This is a genomic window from Nitrosomonas eutropha, from assembly GCF_003201195.1.
Classification (GTDB): Bacteria; Pseudomonadota; Gammaproteobacteria; order Burkholderiales; family Nitrosomonadaceae; genus Nitrosomonas; species Nitrosomonas eutropha.
This window is the reverse complement of record NZ_QICQ01000032.1, coordinates 1-22,328: the sequence shown is the minus strand read 5'-3', so window position 1 is coordinate 22,328 and position 22,328 is coordinate 1. Positions and strand designations below refer to the sequence as shown.

19 protein-coding genes and 3 pseudogenes are annotated in these 22,328 nt (G+C 47.7%); 7 read left to right on the top strand and 15 right to left on the bottom strand.

Annotated features, from left to right (window positions below):
- Positions 1–60 precede the first annotated feature (60 nt).
- The 3 genes from gcvPB to C8R14_RS10840 all read left to right on the top strand — a co-directional run bounded on the left by gcvPB (position 61) and on the right by C8R14_RS10840 (position 3,349).
- Positions 61–1,512 (top strand): aminomethyl-transferring glycine dehydrogenase subunit GcvPB, encoded by a 1,452-nt coding sequence (gene gcvPB / locus C8R14_RS10850; protein WP_011634983.1) that lies wholly within the window; start codon positions 61–63, stop codon positions 1,510–1,512.
- A 31-nt stretch (positions 1,513–1,543) separates the two neighbouring features.
- On the top strand, positions 1,544–2,479 hold the full coding sequence (locus C8R14_RS10845) for a carbohydrate kinase family protein (RefSeq protein WP_011634982.1): 936 nt from the start codon (positions 1,544–1,546) through the stop codon (positions 2,477–2,479).
- A gap of 198 nt (positions 2,480–2,677) precedes the next feature.
- Positions 2,678–3,349 (top strand): lysophospholipid acyltransferase family protein, encoded by a 672-nt coding sequence (locus C8R14_RS10840; protein WP_240142179.1) that lies wholly within the window; start codon positions 2,678–2,680, stop codon positions 3,347–3,349.
- Here C8R14_RS10840 and C8R14_RS10835 read toward each other — a convergent pair.
- The 8 genes and pseudogenes from C8R14_RS10835 to C8R14_RS10805 all read right to left on the bottom strand — a co-directional run bounded on the left by C8R14_RS10835 (position 3,303) and on the right by C8R14_RS10805 (position 11,285).
- Positions 3,303–4,103, bottom strand: a complete 801-nt coding sequence (locus C8R14_RS10835; RefSeq protein WP_011634980.1) for a symmetrical bis(5'-nucleosyl)-tetraphosphatase — start codon at positions 4,101–4,103, stop codon at positions 3,303–3,305. The two genes, C8R14_RS10840 and C8R14_RS10835, sit on opposite strands and share 47 nt — an antisense overlap.
- A 195-nt stretch (positions 4,104–4,298) precedes the next feature.
- Positions 4,299–7,414, bottom strand: a pseudogene (locus tag C8R14_RS10830) (efflux RND transporter permease subunit).
- 3 nt (positions 7,415–7,417) lie between these two features.
- Positions 7,418–8,602 carry an efflux RND transporter periplasmic adaptor subunit gene (locus tag C8R14_RS10825; RefSeq protein ID WP_041353551.1) on the bottom strand — a complete coding sequence of 395 codons (1,185 nt, stop codon included), beginning with the start codon at positions 8,600–8,602 and terminating at the stop codon, positions 7,418–7,420.
- Between the two features lie 43 nt (positions 8,603–8,645).
- Complete coding sequence (locus C8R14_RS10820; protein ID WP_011634976.1) at positions 8,646–10,127, bottom strand: efflux transporter outer membrane subunit; 1,482 nt, start codon at positions 10,125–10,127, stop codon at positions 8,646–8,648.
- Between the two features lie 26 nt (positions 10,128–10,153).
- Positions 10,154–10,635, bottom strand: a pseudogene (locus C8R14_RS10815) (IS5 family transposase); the annotation flags it as partial.
- Positions 10,580–10,783, bottom strand: a complete 204-nt coding sequence (locus C8R14_RS14515) for a Fic family protein (RefSeq protein WP_049753123.1) — start codon at positions 10,781–10,783, stop codon at positions 10,580–10,582. The gene C8R14_RS14515 and the pseudogene C8R14_RS10815, both read right to left, overlap by 56 nt.
- The gene (locus C8R14_RS14510; protein WP_011634975.1) at positions 10,780–10,938 is read right to left on the bottom strand and encodes a hypothetical protein; all 159 of its coding nucleotides are present in this window, start codon (positions 10,936–10,938) and stop codon (positions 10,780–10,782) included. The genes C8R14_RS14515 and C8R14_RS14510 overlap by 4 nt, the downstream gene beginning before the upstream one ends.
- Entirely contained in the window at positions 10,935–11,285 is a 351-nt protein-coding gene (locus tag C8R14_RS10805) for an N-6 DNA methylase (protein WP_011634974.1), read from the bottom strand. The genes C8R14_RS14510 and C8R14_RS10805 overlap by 4 nt, the downstream gene beginning before the upstream one ends.
- 252 nt (positions 11,286–11,537) lie before the next feature.
- Here C8R14_RS10805 and C8R14_RS10800 point away from each other — a divergent pair, with 252 nt between their 5' ends.
- Positions 11,538–13,046 carry a helicase HerA-like domain-containing protein gene (locus tag C8R14_RS10800; protein ID WP_011634973.1) on the top strand — a complete coding sequence of 503 codons (1,509 nt, stop codon included), beginning with the start codon at positions 11,538–11,540 and terminating at the stop codon, positions 13,044–13,046.
- 213 nt (positions 13,047–13,259) lie between these two features.
- Here the strand turns inward: C8R14_RS10800 and dapB are convergent, their stop codons facing one another.
- Together dapB and C8R14_RS10790 are read right to left on the bottom strand one after the other, a co-directional pair.
- A complete protein-coding gene (gene dapB, locus C8R14_RS10795; RefSeq protein WP_011634972.1) occupies positions 13,260–14,066 on the bottom strand; it encodes a 4-hydroxy-tetrahydrodipicolinate reductase in 807 nt (268 codons plus the stop codon).
- Positions 14,063–14,545, bottom strand: a complete 483-nt coding sequence (locus tag C8R14_RS10790) for an outer membrane protein assembly factor BamE (RefSeq protein ID WP_011634971.1) — start codon at positions 14,543–14,545, stop codon at positions 14,063–14,065. The genes dapB and C8R14_RS10790 overlap by 4 nt, the downstream gene beginning before the upstream one ends.
- Positions 14,546–14,755: 210 nt before the next feature.
- Between C8R14_RS10790 and fur the strand changes: the two genes are divergently transcribed.
- Positions 14,756–15,205, top strand: a complete 450-nt coding sequence (gene fur / locus C8R14_RS10785; RefSeq protein ID WP_011634970.1) for a ferric iron uptake transcriptional regulator — start codon at positions 14,756–14,758, stop codon at positions 15,203–15,205.
- Positions 15,206–15,277: 72 nt separating this feature from the next.
- Complete coding sequence (locus C8R14_RS10780) at positions 15,278–15,844, top strand: hypothetical protein (protein WP_011634969.1); 567 nt, start codon at positions 15,278–15,280, stop codon at positions 15,842–15,844.
- On the opposite strand, the gene C8R14_RS10775 is transcribed toward C8R14_RS10780, so the two are convergent.
- Genes C8R14_RS10775 through C8R14_RS10760 form a run of 4 tightly spaced genes read right to left on the bottom strand, consistent with a single transcriptional unit; the run spans position 15,826 to position 19,589 of the window.
- Positions 15,826–16,629: an ABC transporter ATP-binding protein gene (locus tag C8R14_RS10775; RefSeq protein WP_011634968.1), complete on the bottom strand. Its 804-nt coding sequence runs from the start codon at positions 16,627–16,629 to the stop codon at positions 15,826–15,828. The two genes, C8R14_RS10780 and C8R14_RS10775, sit on opposite strands and share 19 nt — an antisense overlap.
- A 7-nt stretch (positions 16,630–16,636) precedes the next feature.
- Positions 16,637–17,836, bottom strand: a complete 1,200-nt coding sequence (locus tag C8R14_RS10770) for an ABC transporter permease (protein WP_011634967.1) — start codon at positions 17,834–17,836, stop codon at positions 16,637–16,639.
- The gene (locus C8R14_RS10765) at positions 17,833–18,984 is read right to left on the bottom strand and encodes an efflux RND transporter periplasmic adaptor subunit (protein WP_011634966.1); all 1,152 of its coding nucleotides are present in this window, start codon (positions 18,982–18,984) and stop codon (positions 17,833–17,835) included. Before C8R14_RS10765 ends, C8R14_RS10770 begins: the two co-directional genes overlap by 4 nt.
- Complete coding sequence (locus tag C8R14_RS10760) at positions 18,981–19,589, bottom strand: TetR/AcrR family transcriptional regulator (RefSeq protein WP_011634965.1); 609 nt, start codon at positions 19,587–19,589, stop codon at positions 18,981–18,983. Before C8R14_RS10760 ends, C8R14_RS10765 begins: the two co-directional genes overlap by 4 nt.
- Before the next feature lie 192 nt (positions 19,590–19,781).
- On the opposite strand from C8R14_RS10760, the gene C8R14_RS10755 reads away from it, so the two are divergent.
- Positions 19,782–21,968, top strand: coding sequence for a TonB-dependent receptor (locus C8R14_RS10755; RefSeq protein WP_011634964.1), 2,187 nt, complete (start codon positions 19,782–19,784; stop codon positions 21,966–21,968).
- Between the two features lie 165 nt (positions 21,969–22,133).
- Here C8R14_RS10755 and C8R14_RS13775 read toward each other — a convergent pair.
- A pseudogene (locus C8R14_RS13775) lies at positions 22,134–22,328 on the bottom strand (IS481 family transposase); the annotation flags it as partial.

The following is a 22,328-nucleotide window of genomic DNA, read 5'->3' as shown; positions in this document are numbered from 1 at the left end:
CGGAAGAGAGCCGCGTTACTTGTTCTGTATTGAATCAATCTCACCAACCTAAGATAAAACATGCTGATATTTGAACATTCCCGCAAAAATCGCCTGAATTATTCCCAGGCTCCGGCAACCCGGCCAGCCAAGAACAATATTCCGGATAATCTGAAGCGCAAATCGGCTCCCTTGTTGCCTGAGGTTTCCGAAATGGATACGGTGCGTCACTATACTCGGCTATCCCAGAAAAATTTCTCGATAGATACGGAGTTTTACCCACTTGGTTCCTGCACCATGAAATACAACCCGCGTGCCTGTAATGCACTGGCCATGTTGCCACAATTTTTATCACGCCACCCGCTGGCGCCAGAAGATACGGGTCAAGGCTTCTTGGCTTGTATGTATGAGCTGCAGGAAATCCTGAAAGACGTTACGGGTATGTCTGCGGTTAGCCTGACTTCCATGGCGGGTGCACAGGGCGAACTGATCGGTATTACGATGATTCGTGCCTATCATGAAGCGCGTGGAGATACCGAGCGCACCGAGATCATCATCCCGGATGCTGCGCATGGTACCAACCCGGCGACCGCTGTCATGTGCGGTTATAAGGTGATCGAGATTCCTACGGATCGCGATGGTGACGTGGATATGGAAGCCTTGAAAGCGGCAGTTAGTCCCAGAACAGCTGGTTTAATGCTGACTAACCCTTCCACTCTGGGCGTATTCGAGAAAAAAGTGGCAGAAATGAGCCGAGTCGTGCATGAGGCCGGTGGTTTGCTGTACTACGATGGGGCCAATCTTAATGCAGTACTGGGTAAAGTCAAACCGGGTGACATGGGATTTGATGTGATCCACATGAATCTGCATAAAACTTTCTCGACCCCTCATGGCGGTGGTGGGCCGGGTGCGGCTCCGGTAGGCGTGGCAGACTGTTTGTTGCCTTATTTGCCGATCCCTATCGTGGCGCATGAACAGGGTGTTTATCGCTGGTTGACGGAGAAAGATCGTCCTCAATCTATCGGACGCTTATCCGCGCACATGGGTAATGCAGGAGTACTGTTGCGTGCTTACATCTATGTCAGATTGCTGGGTGCAGAAGGAATGTTCCGGATTGCAGAATATGCAACACTCAATGCTAATTATCTGCTGGCCGAGTTACGCAAACTGGGCTTTGAGATTGCCTATCCCAGCCGGCGAGCCAGTCACGAATTCATTGTCACTATGAAGGAAATCAAGGATAAAACCGGAGTGACTGCAATGCACCTGGCCAAGCGCCTGCTGGACAAGGGTTTTCACGCGCCAACCGTCTATTTTCCGCTGCTGGTGCCGGAATGTTTGCTGATCGAGCCGGCTGAAACCGAATCCAAAGAAACGCTGGATCGCTTTGTTGTTGCGATGAAGGAGATTCTGGATGAGATAGACACGCAACCGGAAATGGTCAAGACGGCGCCTCATAACATGCCGTTGCGGAAAATAGATGATGTCAAGGCTGCTCGTGAACTTGATCTGGTATGGAATCCAGCGGGCTGATTCACCTCATGCACACGATATTTGAGCTGATATGCATACACTGATCTGTGGCTCCATCGCCTATGACACAATCATGGTGTTTGAAGACCGTTTCAAACGCCATATTCTTCCGGACAAAATCCATGTTTTGAATGTAGCATTCCTGGTGCCCGAGATGCGTCGGGAGTTTGGCGGATGTGCGACAAACATTGCCTATAACCTGCAGATGCTGGATGGCAAAATGCTGATCATGGCAACGGTTGGAGATGATTTTCAACCCTACGCCTACAGGCTGGAAAAGCTTGGATTGGCGCAAACCCATATCCGCCAGGTGCAGGATACTTTTACAGCGCAGGCGTTCATTACCACTGACCTGGATGATAATCAGATTACGGCCTTTCATCCGGGAGCAATGAATTTTTCACACCGGAACAGTGTGAAGGACGCTGCGGATATAAGTCTGGGTATTGTCGCTCCGGATGGCCGAGAAGGAATGTTGACTCATGCCCGAGAGTTTCATGAGGCTGGTATTCCATTCATGTTTGATCCCGGCCAGGGGATGCCGATGTTCAATGGAGATGAGTTGCTCGATTTCATTGAAAAGGCGGATTACATTGCGGTTAATGATTATGAAGCTCAGCTGCTGCAATCACTTACTGGTTATACATTGAATAAGCTGGCTACCCGGGTCAACGCACTTATCGAGACAAAAGGAGCAGAAGGCTCGGTGATTTATGCGCAGGGCAAGCAATTCCAGATACCGGCTGTTCGACCGGAAAAAGTGGTTGATCCAACGGGCTGTGGGGATGCCTATCGCGCCGGGCTGCTCTACGGCATTGCTCAGGGCATGGATTGGCAGGAAACCGGGCAACTTGCCTCACTCATGGGCACGCTGAAAATCGCTTATCGTGGCGGCCAGAATCATCGTTATGAGCGGGATGAGATCGGTCAGCGCTATTTTGAATCTTTTGGTAGTCGTATATTTTAGTGGCCTGCCCAAGGCTGAAAAATACATTTATCAACCTGGTTCTTCCCTGATCACTTTGACTTGCTGTTCGCCATGGCCGTAACCAGGGTAAACAAGCTGGTCAAAAGCATCCGGTTTATCAGGTTGATGTTGCATATTGCTTCCGGATTACTGCAATCGCTATTGCTTCCGTATACCAGTACAGCCCGGCAGAATCACATGATCTGTAAATGGGCACAGAAATTTCTTCATATCCTTAATGTGAAGTTGTCTTCCGGTGGTTCTCTGCCTGCCTGCAATCAGCAAGGGGTGCTCTTTGTGGCGAATCACACCTCGTGGCTGGATATCATCGTTATTCTGGCTTTGTATCCTGTGCGCTTCGTTGCAAAGGCAGAAATCAGCACCTGGCCAGTGCTGGGCTGGTTATGCCGGAGTGCCGGGACACTGTTTATTGAACGTAAAAAACGGGGGGATACGTTACGGGTCAATCAGAAAATAGACGGTATGCTGAAGGCTGGATGCTCTGTGGCTATATTTCCTGAAGGTGCGACCTGTAACGGCGATGTGCTCCTGCACTTTCACGCCTCCTTGTTGCAGCCAGTTGTAACAGCAAAAGCACTGCTTTGTCCGATTGCGATTCGTTACAGCAACCGCGATGGTTCGCGGAATACAAGTGTGGTCTATGTTACCGTAACGATATTGCAATCTCTGATGTTGATATTGAATGAACCGGAAATTCAGGCAGAATTAAATTTCATGAGCCCCATTCCCGGAGATGATAAAAACCGCCGCGAACTTGCACGTCTGGCGGAAAAGGCCATTGCTCAAGCGTTATCACTGAAGATTATGCACACGGTACCTGAAATACCTTCCTGTCTTCCAGTCGAATAGCTGTCAGGCAGCCTTGCCAGACGCATCCCGTATCCAGAGCAATCAGATTGGGCGTCAGATGTAATCCCAGCGCAGACCAATGCCCAAATACAATCGTTGCATCTTTGCTGGCACGCCAGGGAATCTCAAACCAGGGCAGCAATCCCTGGGGAATAGCGGACAATCCTTCCTTGTAGGAAAAATTCATTCTGCCTTTGGGTGAACAGACGCGCATGCGTGTCATAGCGTTAATGATGACTCGCCAGCGGCTTTCTCCCCGTAATGTATCCTGCCAGCAATCAGGTGCATTGCCATACATTGATTGAGAAAACATTTGAAATTGATCACTGTGGATGATTGCTTCAACCTCTTGTGCCAGCATCGCCGCTTGTTCAGTGTGCCAGGCGGGTAATAGCCCGGCATGGACTAGGGCGTATTCATCTTCGTGATAGAACAATCGCTGGCACTTCAGCCAGTCAAGCAGAACTTTGCTATCCTGAGCATCCAGAAGTGGTTGCAAGGTGTCCCCGTGTTTCAGTTGGGCAGAACCGGCAGCGACTGCCAAAAGATGAAGATCATGGTTGCCGAGTACCATTGTGACGGTATCTCCCAGTGCCATCAAAGTACGCAATAATGAGAGGGAGTCAGGGCCGCGGTTAACGATATCGCCCACCAGCCACAACCTATCCCGCGTGGAATTGAAGCCAGTCAGGTCAAGCAGGTCAAGAAAATGTCGGTGACAGCCTTGTAGGTCACCAATTGCATAAGTTGCCATTAAGATCAGGAAAATATAGATTAATTAGCAGTGCTGTATTGTACTTGATTAAAATTAAGCTAAATTTTTCCACCTGCGCCTTTAAACTTCTCTACAAACGCCGCAATTTTCTGAAACACGCTTTGCTTTTTACTCGGGTATTCAGTCCTATTTTAAGAAGACAATTGCCAGTTGCCATTTTGCAAATTAATATGCTTAAAGGCGAGTTTTTGGTTGCCGCATGTTTTCCGTCATAGATTGAATGATCACGTAAAAAGCCGGAATTAAAATTGTTCCAATGATTGCTGAAACCAGCATTCCTCCAAAAACAACGGTTCCAAGTGATTGACGACTTGCTGCGCCTGCGCCTGATGCGACGACTAATGGGAGCACACCGAGAATGAAGGAAATCGCAGTCATCATGACTGCTCTAAAACGGAGTTGGGCGGATTTGATGGCTGCTTCAACTATCGACAACCCACTCTCTCTCTTTGCACTTTAGCAAATTCGACGATAAGGATTGCGTTTTTTGAAGCCATACCGACCAACATGACGAGACCAATCTGGGCGTAAATATCCAAAACATTCCCCATCCCCCACATCATAATGAGCGCGCCTGCCAAGGCGATTGGAACGGAAAGTATGACTCCCCAAGGGATAGACCAGCTTTCATATTGGGCTACTAAAAACAAGAAAACAAATATTAAAGCCAGGCCAAATATGATGGGTAATTGAGAGCCTGTCTGAACTTCTTGAAATGACATACCAGACCATTCAAACTCTGTTCCATCTGGAAGCACTCGCTTTGCAAGTTGTTCCATTGCGGATATGCCCTGCCCGGAACTTAATCCAGGGGCAGGGCTTCCATTGATTTGTGCGGAACGATACATATTAAAACGTGTGAGGCTATCAGAACCCAACATCGAGGATGTTTTTGTTAATGTCCGAAGAGGAACCATAATGCCTTCTGAACTTCGTACATAGATTTTCCCAATATCATCAGCATTGTCCCGATAAGGTGCTTCGGCCTGTAGGATTACCCGATAAACCCGACCAAACTTACTAAAATCGTTGACATAGAGAGAGCCCAGTTGTGTCTGTAAGCTTGAAAATATCTCTCGCACGGGGATGCCCAGCGCTTTTGCTTGCAGGCGGTCTATTTCCAGTTTTATCTGTGGAACATCCGCGCGAAACGTACTGTACACATTTTGCAAATGAGCATCTTGATTGGCTTCCATTAAAAAGCCACGCATTGCTGCAGAAAGATCTTGAGGGTCGCCGCCTCTTTTATCCTGGAGTTGAAATTCAAACCCCCCGGTACTGCCTAACCCACTGATAGGTGGGGGAGTGAAGGCGATCAAATTGGCACCGGGAATTTGTGCCATCATGCCCCATATTTGTGCAATAAGTGCATCACTGGATAACTCGGGTGATGTGCGTTCATCCCAAGGCTTGAGAATACTGATCACCATTCCTGAGTTTGATTTGACACCACTCAGCAATCCAATCCCTGCTAAAGAAACGATATCCTCTACGCCTGGAAGGTTGGAGAGTAACGCATCGACTTGTTTAACCACGTTGTCGGTTCTGTTCAAAGAAGCGCCATCAGGCAGCTGAATGTCGACAAAAATAATGCCCTGATCTTCCTGAGGAATAAATCCTGTTGGCGTGTTTTTGAATACCCAATATGCACCGCCTGTAATGATTAGTAAAAGTAGTGCTGTCAGTACTAATCGCCTTACAACAATTTTTACGCAAAATAGATAACCTTCGGAGACTTTTCCAAAAATCTTTTCAAACCAACGTAGCGCAAACCACGGACGTGCCTGTTGCTTTCTAAGCATCATGGCGCATAAAGCGGGACTCAAGGTTAAAGCTGTGAGCGATGAAATAGAAACCGCTATGGCAATTGTTACAGAAAACTGCCGATAGAGCTGGCCTGAAATACCTTCTAGAAAAGCGATTGGCACGAATACCGCTAATAAAACCAATGTAGTGGCAATAACAGGACCAGTGACTTCGGTCATTGTTTTTTTGGTTGCATCCCCGGGGGGTAATCCTTCCTGTAGATGACGCTGGACATTTTCTACCACTACAATTGCATCATCTACGACGATACCAATCGCCAACACCAATGCAAACAATGACAAAGTGTTGATGGAATAACCCATCACCAGCAAAACAGCAAAGGTTCCGATCAGTGATACAGGAATTGCCAGTGCTGGGATCAAGGTGGCACGCCAGTCTTGAATAAAAGCGTAAACCACCAATATGACTAAACTCAAAGCAATAAACAGCGTTTGAACGAGCTCTGTCAAAGAGTTATTGATAAATCGAGTGGAATCGTAAGGCAAGGCATACTCAACATCTTCAGGGAATCGTTCTGCCAGCTGTTTCAGAGTCGTCTCGATACCCTGTGCAACTTCCAGTGCGTTGGCTTCTGGCAGCTGATATACAGCGAAATTAACAGCTGGGGATCCATTCAAACGAGAAAGAACATTAAACGTTTGGGAGCCCAGCTCTACGCGTGCGATGTCTTCCATTTTTACAGTAGAGCCATCTGCTTGTGCCCGGATAATAATATCTTGAAATTCTGATACTTCAGAAAGCCGTCCTTTGGCTTGAATGGTGTATTGGAATTGTTGATCGGGAGCCAAGGGTGGTTGCCCAACTTGCCCGGCTGCAGCTTGTATATTTTGATCGCGGATAGCAGCGGTCACATCTTCAGTGGTGATGGCTAAATCCACCATTTTGTCTGGATTTAGCCAAATCCGGATCGAATAATCTTGGGCGCCAAAAATAGAAACCTGGCTGACACCTGGGACCCTGGAAAGTACATCGTTTACATTTAAACTGATGAAATTGCTAAGAAACAATTGATCGTAGGTTCCATTTGGCGATGTAAAAGATACCATTTGTAAAAATTCAGGAGATTGCTTTCGTACTGTAATTCCTGAGCGAGTGACATCCTCGGGCAATCTTGGCGTGGCCAGAGACAATCGGTTCTGGACATTTACCATTGCCATATCAACGTCAGTTCCGATTTCAAAGGTTATGTCTAGCGTGTATGTCCCATTATTGGCACTTTCTGAAGACATATAAAGCATGCCCTCGACACCATTAACTACAGATTCAATTGGTGCAGCAACGGTTTCTTCTACAACTTGGGCATTCGCGCCTGGGTATGAGGCACTGACTTGTATTTGCGGTGGTGTGATTTGGGGAAATAGAGAAACAGGCAGTTTTAACAGGGATATCAGGCCAGCAAGTACAATGACAATAGAAATGACGAAAGCGAAGCGGGGACGCTCGATAAAAAAATTACTAAACACTGGTTATTTCTCGATCGGTTGAGAAGGAACCGCTATGGTAGTTTGTACAGTAATGCCGGGGCGAACCTTTTGCGCACCCTCAGATATCACTAATTCGCCCACCTGCAAACCTCGCTTAATGATCCAATTTACGCCGATTTTGTCACCGACTGTCACTGAGCGTTTTTGCACGCGGTTGTCAGCATCAACAACCAGCACATATTTCCCACTTTGATCTTCCTGCATAGCCGACTGGGGAATAACATGTTCTTCCTCTACATCATCTCGTCTTACCAAAACTTTAACAAATTGTCCCGGCATCAGTAAGCGGCGGCTTTGTGGCGTATTTGTCTGACCGAGTAATTCTTTTGTATCGGGGTTTGGGAAAATTGCTCGAATCGTGATAGTTCCAGTCTTTTCATCCACGATGGGGCTGATAAAATCCGATTTTCCTTCAAAAGGATAAATGGTTCCATTGGCAAGTTGAATTTTAGGAACAAATATAGTCGACTCTCCCTTCTCCAGCTGGTTTTGAAGCTCGGTAAGGAAATCAACTTCGCTCACCGTAAAAAGTACATACAGGGGGTCGATTAGCACAATTGTTGCTAAAATGCCGGAGTTTGGTGAGACAAGGTTTCCCGTGCTGATAGAATTACGACCGATGCGCCCATTGATCGGAGAACGTATTTCAGTGTAACTGAGATTCAATTTAGCTCGGTCCAACATGGCCTGGGCACTGGTTAACAGCGCTTGTGCGCTAAGAAAATCACTGCTGGCTTTATCAAGGTCCATTTGTGACACTCCGCCTTGGCGCACCGTTTTTAATCGTTGCAAATAAGATTTAGCATTCTGTAGAGTAGCTTTAGCTTCGGCTACTTTCGCTTGTGCAGCCTTAACTTCGATTTGATAAGGCGCTTGCTCTATCACGTATAAAATATCACCCTCTTTAACGCTATCTCCTTCTATGAAATTCCGTCTTTCCAGAAAGCCTTGCACACGAGCCACTAGATTTACCGTTCTGAGTGCGGCGGTACGACCCACCAGTTCATGAATTTTAGCGACTTTTTCCTGAATAACCGGCGTAACCATTACTGCCGGGGCAGGCTGTTTTAGTTGGCTTGCAGAATTACTATCATCATTTTGACAGCCAGAAACAATGACCAACAAAGAAAGACCTAGAAGAGAAGTAAGCAGTTTTACTTTTTTCAAGTCAACGTTCCTCAAATTGTGTTTGCTGTTGACCTAGAACTGCCTACGGTGCATCTTGCATCAGTGGTTTCCATCCGCCGCCCAATGATTTATACAGACGAATCAAATTGGAAGTAACCTTTCCTTCACTCACTGCCAGCTGATCTTGAAAGGAAAATAAGGCTCTCTCTGCATCCAGCACACCAATAAAATCAGTTAGGCCCGCAGTGTACAATTCACGCGACAGGCTAACTGCTGATTTTGCTGATTGTGTGGATTTTATCAAAGCTTGTCTGCGAACTTGTTCATTCGCAAAATCGATTAAAGCATTTTCTACATCTTTAACTGCGGTTAATACCGAAGCCTCGTATTGAATCAGCGCCTGACTTTGTCGCTCATCTTCTATTTTTATATTTTGTCGGATACGACCAGCATTAAAAACTGGCCATCTGATTTGCGGTCCAATTTGGAAGGCGGCTGCGGGTCCTGTAAAAAAGCTGGCAGCAGAAATGTATTCCAGTCCTACAGAACCAAATAAGAAGAGTCTTGGATAAAGGTCTGCAGTAGCCACACCAACCCGTGCCGTTTGCGCTGCTAATTCGCGCTCCGCACGTCGGACGTCCGGCCTGCGACGCAACAAATCAGCGGGAACGCCAACAACCACTTCAACTGACACCGTTGGGACTTTTTGGTACTGCTCCAATTCTTCTGCCAATGACCCAGGGAACTCTCCAAGCAGCACTGCAAGACCATTTTTACCTTGTTCGATACCGGTTTGTAACATTGGAATTTCTGATTTACTATTTTCCAGATTATATTTCGCCTGCTCTAGTGACAGTGTCGTTGTCAGGCCGGCATCTAACCGATCCTGAACAATTTGTAACGTCCCTTCTTGAGATTCCAGGTTGTTAACAGCCGCTTCAAGCCGGGCTTGAAAGGCACGAATTTCAATATAATTGATAGCGACTTCAGCCACCAAAGTCACCAGCGTGTCGTTTAATTCTTCTTGACGTGCTTCAACGGAGGCTTGTGCCGATTCAATTGAGCGCCTGATGCCGCCAAACATATCAATTTCCCAACTAGCATCAAAGCTCAAGGAATAGAGGTCAATTTCACTGATGCCACCTGATTGTAGATTGGTTTTTCTTCGCGTAAATGCTGCATCTCCCTCTATGGTTGGAAACAGGCCTGATCTGGCAATTCCCCGCGAAGCGCGTTCTTCTCTCAGTCGTGACTGCGCAAGCTGAAGATCAAGATTGCCCCTGATGGCCCATTCAATTAAGCGCGTTAATAATGGATCTTCCAGAGTGTTCCACCAGTCAACCAACATTGCAGGGGTTACTTGTTTGGTGAATTCCGTTTTGGCCTCATCTGCTTCTTGCCCAGTTTCAGGAAGCGATAATTTAGCTTTCTGATCTTCGCTCAGTGCGGCATTAAATTTTTCGGGAGTGATTTTTTCTGGTGGCACATAATCTGGCCCAACGGCAGCGCAACCAGTAAGAAATAGCACCAGTAATCTGAAAGTAAAAATCAAGTGCCAGCGCACAATAAATAGTTTCTTTTAGAATTTGTTCAAAATCTTTTAAGCAAAAGAGCCAAGAATACCAGATGAATGAGTTGCAAGTTGGTATTGAGTTTACGCTCGCAGTTTTTCCGCAGCCGTCGATTTTTCTCCAGCCAGGCAAAGCTGCGCTCGACGATCTAGCGTTTAGGTATGACTGCAAAAGTGTGTGGTTCGCTGCGCTTGGCAATCTGTACTTGTACATGCGCGCCCAGAATTTCTCGCACGTCTTCGGCAAATGGTTCTCCGATATAGCCGCTATCGCACAGCAGACTTTGGACTTTCCCCAGGCTCGGCCTGCAGTGCTCTCAGGCTTGCAACGCACCTTTGCGATCAGTCACACTTCCGCCGTCGTCACCGCAATGGCATGCGGCAGGCCCTGGGTATCGACTGCGATTGGCGATTGACGTTTGATGCCCAATATCTTCTTGCCTGCGTCATAACCCTTCTGGCCCGCCGTGTCCGTATTTTTCACGCTCTGCGCGTCCATTACCTTCGCGAAAGGGGTGGGCAATATTCATTTCGATATATTTTTCGACAATTTCATCAAACGTGCTTTGCGGCATGGCATCGATGTTTTTTAACGATGGCTTTAGATGCATGATCCGCGCAAAAGCGGTTGTGCCTTTGGCGATATTCACGTCGCGAATTTTGCCAGGCCGGCGAATGTACCCACCGCTACCTTGTGAATATCGCCAGAATCAAACAGTTGCCTGGCTTTTTGTTTGCTGATCTTTTCTTCGGCTTTGGCCAATTCGATTTGATCGGTGATATTGAGCTTGTTTTCCAGGATCATGCGTCAGCCCCCTCTATTTCTGAAACTATCGCGTCAATATCTTGGCGCAGTTGGCCGATTCTGGCAACGGTGGTTTTCAGCTCTGCATTGAGCTTGGCAATGCCCACCACTTCGCGGTTGTCTTTGGCGTCAACGTAGCTGCATACTGGCAGGTTATAGTCGTCGTCGGCAACCTTCTCAAACGGTACCGACTGGGCAACATGCTCTACATTCGCTTTGCTGCCAAATACCTGCATGATCTGTTCGATGTGCGCGTCGGTGAGGGTATTGTTATTGGTTTCTTTTTTAAACAGGCCGTTGGCATCCATAAACTGGGTGGTGGTGTCAGTTTTGTGTTTGGACAGCATCCGAATATACAATCAGGGTAAGAGCATGTATTACACTGATTGTATATTCGGATGCTGTTAAATCATTTGATGCTGATTAATTCGTGGTTTTGCTACCAACTAATAGCACTCTCAGCATAGGCTATTTGTAGATTATCTGTGGTTTTTATCAAGATTGTGTGATGACGTTATCTTAATTCTCGGCTTGGTATTTGATTATTTCACCCATTGATATAATTGATCTGCTGTTTTTAAATCCATTTTTTATATTTTATGACTGATCCGCTTCTAATAGCGCAACGTGACGCTACGCAATGCCAATTATTGCCTGAGTTTGCTAATCGTCACGGGCTTATTACTGGCGCTACTGGTACGGGTAAGACTGTTACGCTGCAGCTGTTAGCTGAGCAATTCTCGCGTATTGGTGTGTCGGTTTTTATGGCTGACGTCAAGGGTGACCTGACTGGAATTAGCCAAAAAAGACAAATCAATAATAAATTGGCTGCTGTGCTCAAAGAACGCGGTTTGCCGTTGCCGGAGCCGATAGCTTGTCCTGCCACACTGTGGGATGTGTTTGGTAAACAGGGCCATCCGATACGGGTAACCATTTCCGATATGGGGCCGCTGCTGCTGGCACGCATGCTTGATCTCAATGTCACCCAGGCAGGGGTGCTCAACCTGGTGTTTAAAATTGCGGATGATAACGGTCTGCTGTTGCTTGATCTAAAAGATTTGCGTGCCATGTTGCAATACGTAGGTGACAACGCAAAGAGCTTTACTACACAGTATGGCAACATTAGCACCGCCAGTATCGGCGTGATCCAGCGCGAGTTGATCCAACTGGAGACGCAAGGGGGAACTCGGTTTTTTGGTGAACCCATGCTTGATATTGAAGATTTCATGCAAACGGTGAGCGGTCAGGGGGTCATCAATATTCTGGTTGCTGATCAGTTGATGACTGCCCCACGCTTGTACGCTAGCTTTCTATTATGGATGCTTTCGGATTTGTTTGAGCGTTTACCCGAAATTGGTGATCCGGAAAAACCCAAGTTGGTATTCTTTTTCGATGAAGCACATCTGTTGTTTTCCGGTGCATCCAAGGCGCTGATTGAGCGCATTGAATTAGTAGTGCGCCTGATACGCTCCAAGGGAGTCGGTGTCTATTTTGTCACGCAAAATCCATTGGATATTCCTGATTCGGTATTGGCACAGCTAGGTAACCGTGTGCAGCATGCATTGCGCGCATTTACCCCGCGTGATCAGAAGGCCGTGAAAGCTGTGGCCAGCACCATGCGACCTAAAACAGGGTTGAATATCGAAACTGCGATTACTGAATTGGCCGTAGGCGAAGCACTGGTCAGTTTTCTGGATGCCAAGGGGCGCCCCAATGAAACGGAACGTGTGTACGTGTTGTTGCCGGGGAGTCAGCTTGGACCCATTGCCGATAAACAACGCTATGCGTTAATCAAAGATTCGCTGGTGGCTGATTCCTACGACATATCAGTAGATCGTGAATCCGCCCACGAGTTGTTAGTTGCTCAGCATCATGAGCAATTATCGACTGATATTCGTGCCGAGTCTGGTTCGCAGGACGCAGATAATGGCTTGCTTGGGGAGGTAGGTTCGGTAGTTAAAGAAGTGCTCTTTGGTCGTACTGGTCCACGAGGTGGGCTGTACGATGGTTTGGTGCAAAATGTCGTTAAAAGTGAGGTGCGTCGTATAGGGCGGGAATTATTGCGTGGTGCACTGGGCAGTTTGCTGGGTGGCAGTAAGCGTCGCTGATACTTGTGCCTTGAACGGACTGTGCCTTGCTGATGTTTTAGAAACCTCTGAAAAACTATCCGCGTTGCCTTTCTCCGTTAAAAGTCGGCTGAAAATGCTCATTTATCACGTATAAACGCTGCCTTTTTGCCAACTTCTATCTCGTTAACGTTTTTCAGAGGTTCCTTAGCGATTCCTTGGACGTAAACTATCAATATATGAGGCTGGTATAAATCAGCGTAGCCCCAGCACATCCTGCATATCAAATAATCCGGATTTTTTAGTAGCAAGAAAACGCGCGGCATGCAATGCACCTGTTGCAAATGTTTTGCGGCTGCTGGCTTTATGTGTAATTTCCAGCCGCTCGCCGATTCCGGCAAATAACGCCGTGTGGTCGCCCACAATATCTCCACCACGTATGGTTGAAAATCCAATAGTATCTGCCGCACGTTCCCCGGTGTGGCCTTCACGTCCATAAATTGCTACTTTCTCAAGATTTTTTCCCTGAGTCTGGGCAATCACTTCTCCCATACGCAGAGCGGTTCCAGAAGGTGCGTCCACTTTGTGGCGGTGATGTGCCTCAATGATTTCCACATCGTAACCAGCAGGTAACGCCTTTGCGGCGACTTCAAGCAACCTGAACAGTATATTAACACCCACGCTCATATTGGGAGCGAACACGATGGCGATGTCTTTTGCTGCATCATGAATAATTTCTTTTTCTTCTGCTGAAAATCCGGTAGTGCCGATCACCATGTGGATGCCTGATTGACGACATACGGCAAGATGCGTCAGTGTTCCGGCGGGGCGAGTAAAGTCGATCAGTACATCGCTGCCTGTCAGTGCGGAGGCATAATCACTGTTGATGATAACTCCGCAGGGTGTTCCGGTTAAACCGCCTGCATCTTGCGACAGATATGGGCTGTCGGGTTGTTCAAGTGCTGCAGATAACCGCAGATCTTGCGCATCAGCAATAGTTTCCATGATAGTCCGACCCATACGGCCGGTACTTCCGGCAACGGCTATATTTAACAGCGTCATTGATTATCCCTGTAAAAATTTGTCTGATTTTCTTTGAGGAAATCGATTGTTTTGTCAGATCCCTCGTTTTCTGTGCCATCAACACCAGGAGGGGATCCAGATGTTTTTTCGGGGACGGGAAAAACCGGAGAAGACTCGCTGAAGGCAGGGGGTTGCGGAAAATCTCCCTGAATATGGGATAGCCGGTCATTCTTAAAAAAAACAATCAGTTTCCGTTCTTCGGTTATGCGGCCACCTGGCGCGAGACGATAGATGTAATCCCAACGATCACTATGAAATACATCTACTACCAGCGGCGTACCCAATATGAACCGAACCTGTGAACGGGTCATTCCTGGTTTTAGCCTGGCTACCATTTCCTCGGTGATAACATTACCTTGCTGAATATCAATTTTGTAAGGGAATGAAGGAAGATAAGTGCAGTGTGGCAGGAAGGGAAGCAATAATAACAATAACAGTCGTGGGAATAATGCGTACATACCAGGCCAATATTTTTCAATCCATCCGGGATAGGATACTATGAACAGTTAGCTCTTCCGGGGCAACGTAAAGTGTAAACAAAAAGTGACTGCAATATGTATTTTTGTAGCGCGTCAGGGAATTAGTCCTGACTAAAAAGAAATTATTATGAAGGTTTACGCTTTTCAATTGTCTCATAAATGCAGTAATTTCTTGAGGTAAATAACTTAATGAGTAAATCAGAAAATTTGAAAAGTATAGATCTTAAGACGATGGGATTGAAGACAACACTCCCGCGTTTGAAGATATTAAATTTGTTTGAGAACAGCTCGATTCGGCATCTCTCGGCAGAAGACGTCTATAAAGAATTGCTAGGTGAGGGAGAGGATATCGGTCTGGCAACGGTTTATCGTGTTCTGACTCAGTTTGAGCAAGCCGGATTGCTTGAGCGTCACCATTTTGAAAGTGGTAAGGCAGTTTTTGAGCTAGCCAGTGGTAATCATCATGACCACCTGGTATGCCTGCAATGTGGTCACGTTGAGGAATTCTTCGATCCAGAAATCGAAAAGCGTCAGGTGAAAATTGCCAAGGAGCGGGGGTTTGTGTTGCAGGATCATTCTTTGTCATTGTATGCGGATTGCATAAAAAAAGACTGCCCAGACCGCATACGTAGTAAATAGACAGCAACGCTGCTTGATGTATTCCTGAATCTGTAAACCAATGTAACGGGTAATCGCTCGCTGATCGTTGACATGCAACCGACGACAAAAAACATTCGTAGTATATTGGTTTACACGACTGTTATTTTGCTGATGTCTGTGGTGTATTACATTTATGCCTACACTACACAGGAGATTCCCGAAGAGCGTGAAACGTTTCTTGCAGAGATTGGGGAAGACTTTGGGGAAGTAGGCATGGGATTACTAATCTTCATTTATAGCCGTACGCTACTCAAGCTGACATTAGGTCAGGGAAAACTGGCGCAGCGCTTGTTACCAGACTATGTTTCTCCAATTGGATCTTCTGTTTTGAATCAATTGCTGGCCTGGCTAAACCGTACGCACATTTACTTTGGTATTGCAGCGGTTGCCGTGATTTTGCTACATATCGTCATGGTGGATTACTCTCACTACAGCCATATTCTTTTCTTTCCTGCCTTGCTAGGTTTGGTAATCTGGCAGGGTGTTTTTGGATTATTCCTCACACTGCGCTATTCGCCCACAAAACTTAAGAAATTTTCATATCTAGTACATGCCCAGTTCGTCACCGGCATAGCAATCGGTATTTTTGCCTGGTTTGGTCATATGCTGATTGATTGATTCACGGTACAGAAAATCCATTTGCGTACTTTTTTGGCAAGACAACTGCACATCATATTTTTAATATGTGAAGGGTTGTCAGTACTGCGCCCTTCTCCTGCTTCCTCATGGGTCACGCCGTCACGAATATGGTAGATACGCTTGAAGGTCGGGATAATTTTTTCATCGTGTGTCACAACAATGATGGCAGTTTCAAATTGCCTAGCCATTGTGTTAAGTATACGGATTACTGCTAGTGCACGTTGTGAATCCAGGGGAGCGGTGGGCTCGTCAGCTAGAATGACAGGAGGGCGATTGACCAGTCCTCGTGCAATGGCTACGCGCTGTTGCTCACCACCGGACAGTTGTGCTGGCATGGCACGAGCACGATGCTGCACATCCAGTGCAGCGAGCAGTTCCAGTGCGCGTTTACGTGCCTCGTCATCGCTCACACCAGCTAGCATCGGCAAAAGCGCGACATTGTCAGTCGCATCCAGAAACGGGATCAGATAGGGTGCCTGGAACACGAAGCCAATTTTGTCACGACGCAAAGCGCGCAAATCACGTAGTTTCCAACCATTATCGAAGATGGTTTCATTATCCAGGGTCATGCGTCCGGATGTAGGGTCAATCACCGCGCCGAGACATTTAAGCAGCGTACTTTTGCCTGAGCCGGACGGACCAATCAGTCCGACCACTTCGCCGGGGGCGACTTGCATGTTGACGTTCTTGAGTGTGAATACAGCGGCTTCACCTTTACCAAAGCGCTTGCTCAAATTTTCGATGCGGATTCCTCTATTGCTCATGTCAGGTTTACCCGATTGCTTCTGCCGGATCAATCTTAAGTGCCATGCGGATGGCAATGATACTGGAAAGGATACAAATCACCAGTACAGCGAGGAATCCCAGCATGGAGTCAATTGGTATCAGCAGCACATATTTGGGAAATAAGGGGGCGGCGAAGGTGGCTGAAATTTTGCCAACGACAAACCCGATCACACCCAGCATCAGGGATTGTTGCAGAATCATACCGGCGATGGTGCGATTGCGTGTACCGATCAGCTTGAGTACAGCGATTTCGCGGATTTTATCCATGGTCAGGGTATAAATGATGAAGGCTACGATAGCCGCACTGACGATGGCCAGGATGATCAGAAATAAACCGATCTGTTCGGCAGAGGTGGCAATCAGCTTGCCGACCAGAATATCTTCCATTTGTACCCGGTCGTATACCGTCAGCCGTTTCCAGCGTCGGATTGGTTCAGCTACTTCTTCCAGTGTGAACTCCGGTCTAATGCGTATTAGTATTGCATTGACGTAGTTATTGGCAGTTTGCAAGGTAATAATTGCATCCGGCAAATCCGGTTTTCCGGGAAAGGAAAACGTCGGATTGGCTCTGGTACGGCGCTTTTGCATCAGGATGGCATCGTTATCTTTGAGAAATTGTGCTTCCTGTGCGTCCTTGAGCGGAATGAAAACCATCGGATCACCACTGGATGAGACCATTCGGCGTGTCAGGCCAACTACGGTGTAGTGGTTGCGACGGATTTTAAGGCGATCCCCCAGCCTGAAGCCGGTAGCAATATCTGCCACGGCCTCATAATGGCTGCGTGTAATCTGCCTGCCCGCAACAAGATGAGGTGGCCACCCTGGTGTTCCGGGGCCGCCTGCTGCGATGCCTGCAACCATTACTCTGACATCTTCATCCTCTTTTCTGACTTGCATGGTCAGATATGTGACATTGGCTGCCTGTGCCACACCAGGAATGGTACGGACACTGCGCCATAAATCATCGGGGACACTGGAAGGCTCGGCATAGGGGCCCAGGGTATCCTGCTGTACCACCCACAGATCTGCACCACTGGTGTCGATCAAAACTCTGCCATCATCCACCAAGCCACGATATACACCTGCCATGGTCAGTGTTACACCGATGAGGAGGCCGAGGCCAATGCCGGTAAAAATGAACTTGCCCCAATTGTGCAGAATATCGCGTACAGCCAGATTGATCATGGCGATACACCGGGAATCCGTTTTGCTATGCTGACCCGGCTGAAAGCGGTGAGTGTTTTTTCACTGTAGACGATAAATTGATCGCCTGCCGCCAATCCGTGTTTGATCTGGACATGGCCATTGAGATCAGCGCGTCCCAGTTTTATCCGGGTAAACTCAGGTTTACCATCAACCAGCTTCCAGACACCTGGTACGCCATCCTCGTTGCGAATGGCAGCATTGGGGATTGTTGGTGTGATGGGCAGTTTCGGCAGGTAGACCGTCACCTCAGCCAATTCGCCCACTGGCGGCAATTGCGAGGGTGGCATGGCGAAGGTGATCTTTGCCAGTGTTTCTTCTGTGACCGTATCAGCCAGCGGTTCAACCCGCAGTACCTGTCCCGTAATGCTTCCAGTTTGCTGCGAACGCAGTATGAATTGAGCGGGCAGTCCCGGGGTTAATCCTTCGGCGTTGATCTGATCGAAGCGGGTATCAATCCACAAGTGTGCAGTATCAATGATTTCAACCGCAGGCTGGCCTGTCACCAGCGTAGTACCGGGATCTACGGCACGTATGGTTACCAGACCTGTCACAGGCGCTATCAGCTTGAGATCGTTGCGTTGTGTGTGCAGTGCCTGCAAATTGGCACGTGTACGACCAAGATTTTCGCGTGCTGCCACGGTTGCTGCTTTGGTGACTGCCAGTTCTTCCCGTTTGATGGCAACACTTTCCTCGCTGGTGCCATGAGCGGGTAACAGTTTTTCATAGCGTTTGAGCTGCGCTTGTGCATGGTGTTGTCTGGCTTGTGCCTGATGCAAATCAGCTTCGGCGCTTTTGATGGCGGCCTCCTGTGCATGGATACGATCATTCAGATCAACCGGATCCATCTCACCCAAAACCTGTCCAGCCTTGACTACATCTCCCACGTCTACATTCAGATGTTTAACACGCCCTGGCAAAATCGGTCCGATCTTGTAAGTGTAGCGTGCCTGCACCGTTCCAATACCGGACAGGGCAGGGACGATACTTCGTGATTCCACCGTGGTTACAGTGACCACAATGGGGGCCAGTGGCCCGGATTGCAGGGCAATATATGTAAACAGCGTCAGGAGTAATGTGATGACTGCGAGCAATGCTAGCGTGCGCCGCTGCAAGTGTGGGAATTTCATAGAGCCTTCCTGATGCCACGGCAATAGATGGCGAAAACACCCGGGGCATCACGGCGGATTCGTGCAACTTCACCCGCCAGCATGGATTGTATGACAAGTCCCTGGATTGTTCCGATGAACAGCATGGTTGCAGCCTCACTCTCCAGGGAGGGTGATAATTCACCGCAGGCCTTACCGTTTTCAATCAGCCGTTGCAAACGTTCTCTGTACCGTTTGATCAGGAGTTGTACAAGCTGTTTGGCTGGAGTCGCTTCTGCACGTTGTAGCTCGCCAAACATCATCCTTGGAACCCCGGGATACTCTGCCACAAACTCAATATGACTCATGAACATGGCTTCCATGGCGGCCAGAGGTGATGTAATGCTCTGAATAGAGTGATCAATCCGTTTTAACAGTCGCTCGACAACCCACTTCATGACTGCTTCCCAGATAGCTTCCTTGTTTGGGAAATGCCGGAACAATGCTCCTTGCGTCAGGTTCATGTGTTTGGCGATTGCTGCAGTAGTGATCTCACTGGGATTTTGCGAGCTTGCAAGCTCAACGACAGCTTCTACAGTAACTTCCCGTCGTTCATCAGCTGAGAGATATTTGGGATGAGGATTCATAAATATATAACCACATAAAAGATAGTAACTAATTACTATCTTAAATTGAGGCGTGAAAAAGTCAACCTGCTTTTGATCTGCATATTTCGATCATCCAGGGCTGCTGCGACAATTTGCCACATTTCCTTCATTTACTGAAACTGGCAGAATCCGCGTTCAATTACACACCAGAACAGGAGATTCGGAAGAGTTATGAACTATCGTGTCACTCCATTCGCATCAGCTATAGCTGTTGCTTTATCTTCCTTTGTTGTACAACAAGCACTGGCACAGACTACCTTGAATGAAGTTGTCGTTAAAACCGGCAAGATTCGTGATGCTGCTGCGTCAGTTGAAATCGGTTCAACCGAAATTGCTGCGCAGCATGCCGTTACCCGTGATACCGCTTCTTTGTTGCGGGATGTACCGGGTGTGCATCTCTATGGAGCGGGGGGTGTTTCCAGCTTGCCGGTGATTCATGGCCTGGCAGATGATCGTCTGCGTATCACAATTGATGGTATGGATTTCATTTCTTCCTGTGCCAATCATATGAATCCGCCACTGTCCTACCTTGATCCGGGTAACGTTGCAAAAATTCGGGTGTATGCCGGCATCTCGCCAGTCAGCGTGGGAGGTGACAGTATTGGCGGAACGATTGTCGCGGAAACAGCCGCGCCGCAATTTGCTGCACCCGGCCAGCGCTCACTCATCAAGGGTGAAGTTGGCTCTTTTTATCGCAGCAACAACAATGCCTTTGGAGGCAATCTGTCTGCAACACTGGCCAATGAATTTTTCAGCATCAATTATTCAGGCGCAATTACCACAGCAGATAACTACAAGGCAGGCGGCAATTTCAAGACAACAACGGCCACAGGGCGGCCAGGGCACACGCTTCCACTGGATGAGGTCGGCTCCACCGCCTACAAAAGCTTGACGCATACTTTGGGACTTGCATTGCGGGCAGATAATCATCTGCTGGAGGCGAAATTCGGTTATCAGAATGTGCCGTACCAGTTCTACCCCAATCAGCGCATGGATATGCTGGACAATGAACAAAAACGGATCAACGCGCGCTACCTGGGCGAGTACAACTGGGGAACGCTCGATGGTCGTGTTTATTACGAAGCAGTTGATCATTACATGAATTTCAGCGATGACAAGCAACTGGTTTACGGTACAGCATTGAACGGTATGCCGATGTCCAGCCGTGGCCGTACCCTTGGCCTCAACCTGAAAGGAGATGTTTACCTCACCGATGACGATTTGCTGCGTGTCGGCGCACTGTATCAGCACTACACTCTGCGTGACTGGTGGCCGCCATCCGGAACCGGTGCCATGTCACCTCTGAATTTTCAGAATATTAATCATGGCAAGCGTGATCGGCTGGGATTCTTTGCTGAATGGGAACGGCATTTCAATCCACAATGGACCACGTTGCTGGGTGCTCGTTACGAGCATCTGGAAACGGATGCGGACAATGTTCATGGCTACGGGAACATGATGGGTAACCAGATTCCCGATTCAGCTGCCTTTAATGCGCGTGGCCATAAACGTAATGACAACAACGTTGATTTGACAGCGCTGGCGCGTTACACACCGGGCAATATGGTTGATCTTGAGTTGGGCCTGGCGCGCAAGGTGCGCACACCGAATCTGTATGAGCGCTACACCTGGTCTACCTGGAGCATGGCCGCTATCATGAATAATTTTGTCGGCGATGGTAACGGTTACGTTGGCAACATGGACCTCAAGCCGGAGAAAGCCTATACCGCCTCCCTTACCATAGATCTGCACGCGGCTGATCGAGAATGGGAAATCAAGGCCACACCTTACTTCACTTATGTAAATAATTACGTTGATGCAATCCGGATTCCGGCAGTCACCACGAATAATCAATTCGTCGTCCTGCAATATGCCAATCACTCCGCCCATCTTTATGGAGTGGATCTTTCCGGCCGCACGGTATTGGTAAAAACCAGTCTCGGCGAGTTTGGTCTGCGCGGCCTGATGAACTACACGCGGGGAGAAAACAAGAAAACGGGTGACGATCTCTACAATATCATGCCGCTCAACGGCAAGCTGACGCTTACCCATCAGTACAGTAACTGGAGCAACGCCATCGAACTGGTTGGCGCCACTCGCAAAAATGATGTTTCCTCGGTACGCAACGAAATTCATACCAAAGGCTATTTTCTGACAAATCTGCGTACCAGTTACACATGGAAAAACGTCCGTGTTGATTTGGGCGTGGAAAATCTGTTTGACCGCCTCTACTATCTGCCGCTGGGCGGAGCGTATACCGGGCAGGGAATGACCATGGGAATTAATGGTATCCCTTACGGTATTGCTGTTCCCGGCATGGGGCGCTCAGTTTATGCAGGGCTTAACATCAAGTTCTGATTATATTTTCAGAGGTTCCAGGAAATATACATAATAAGCTGATTGCTGTGTCTGCTCTATGATCAAGTTTCTGGGGTTTGTTCCGTAGAAGAAAAGGAAATAATTACTTTTATGGAGAAAATAATATGGATTTGATTGATCAACTCAAAGAGCTATCAATTCGCGTTAGATGTTTAGTCCCACGGTGTGCTGGAATGGGTCAAAGATAAAACGATCTGGCTCATTTTTCCAGATTTTGCAGATGTATTCATAGGGTGTTAGGCCTTTGAGAGCTTTTAGTCTTTTGGCGAAGTTATAAGCCATCACAAAGCGATGGAGATGGGCCTTCAACTGATCGTATGAGTCGTAATAATACCGTTT

Bases quoted from the DNA above. Each gene is read 5' to 3' on its own strand.
- C8R14_RS10840 (WP_240142179.1), top strand. From the start codon at position 2,678: ATGATCTGTAAATGGGCACAGAAATTTCTTCATATCCTTAATGTGAAG.
- C8R14_RS10765 (WP_011634966.1), bottom strand. From the start codon at position 18,984: ATGAAATTCCCACACTTGCAGCGGCGCACGCTAGCATTGCTCGCAGTC.
- dapB (WP_011634972.1), bottom strand. From the start codon at position 14,066: ATGACGCTGTTAAATATAGCCGTTGCCGGAAGTACCGGCCGTATGGGT.
- C8R14_RS10845 (WP_011634982.1), top strand. From the start codon at position 1,544: ATGCATACACTGATCTGTGGCTCCATCGCCTATGACACAATCATGGTG.
- C8R14_RS10775 (WP_011634968.1), bottom strand. From the start codon at position 16,629: ATGAGCAATAGAGGAATCCGCATCGAAAATTTGAGCAAGCGCTTTGGT.
- C8R14_RS14510 (WP_011634975.1), bottom strand. From the start codon at position 10,938: ATGATCCTGGAAAACAAGCTCAATATCACCGATCAAATCGAATTGGCC.
- fur (WP_011634970.1), top strand. From the start codon at position 14,756: ATGAGTAAATCAGAAAATTTGAAAAGTATAGATCTTAAGACGATGGGA.
- C8R14_RS10760 (WP_011634965.1), bottom strand. From the start codon at position 19,589: ATGAATCCTCATCCCAAATATCTCTCAGCTGATGAACGACGGGAAGTT.
- C8R14_RS10770 (WP_011634967.1), bottom strand. From the start codon at position 17,836: ATGATCAATCTGGCTGTACGCGATATTCTGCACAATTGGGGCAAGTTC.
- C8R14_RS10835 (WP_011634980.1), bottom strand. From the start codon at position 4,103: ATGGCAACTTATGCAATTGGTGACCTACAAGGCTGTCACCGACATTTT.
- C8R14_RS10790 (WP_011634971.1), bottom strand. From the start codon at position 14,545: ATGTACGCATTATTCCCACGACTGTTATTGTTATTATTGCTTCCCTTC.
- C8R14_RS10805 (WP_011634974.1), bottom strand. From the start codon at position 11,285: ATGCTGTCCAAACACAAAACTGACACCACCACCCAGTTTATGGATGCC.
- gcvPB (WP_011634983.1), top strand. From the start codon at position 61: ATGCTGATATTTGAACATTCCCGCAAAAATCGCCTGAATTATTCCCAG.
- C8R14_RS10780 (WP_011634969.1), top strand. From the start codon at position 15,278: ATGCAACCGACGACAAAAAACATTCGTAGTATATTGGTTTACACGACT.
- C8R14_RS10800 (WP_011634973.1), top strand. From the start codon at position 11,538: ATGACTGATCCGCTTCTAATAGCGCAACGTGACGCTACGCAATGCCAA.
- C8R14_RS10755 (WP_011634964.1), top strand. From the start codon at position 19,782: ATGAACTATCGTGTCACTCCATTCGCATCAGCTATAGCTGTTGCTTTA.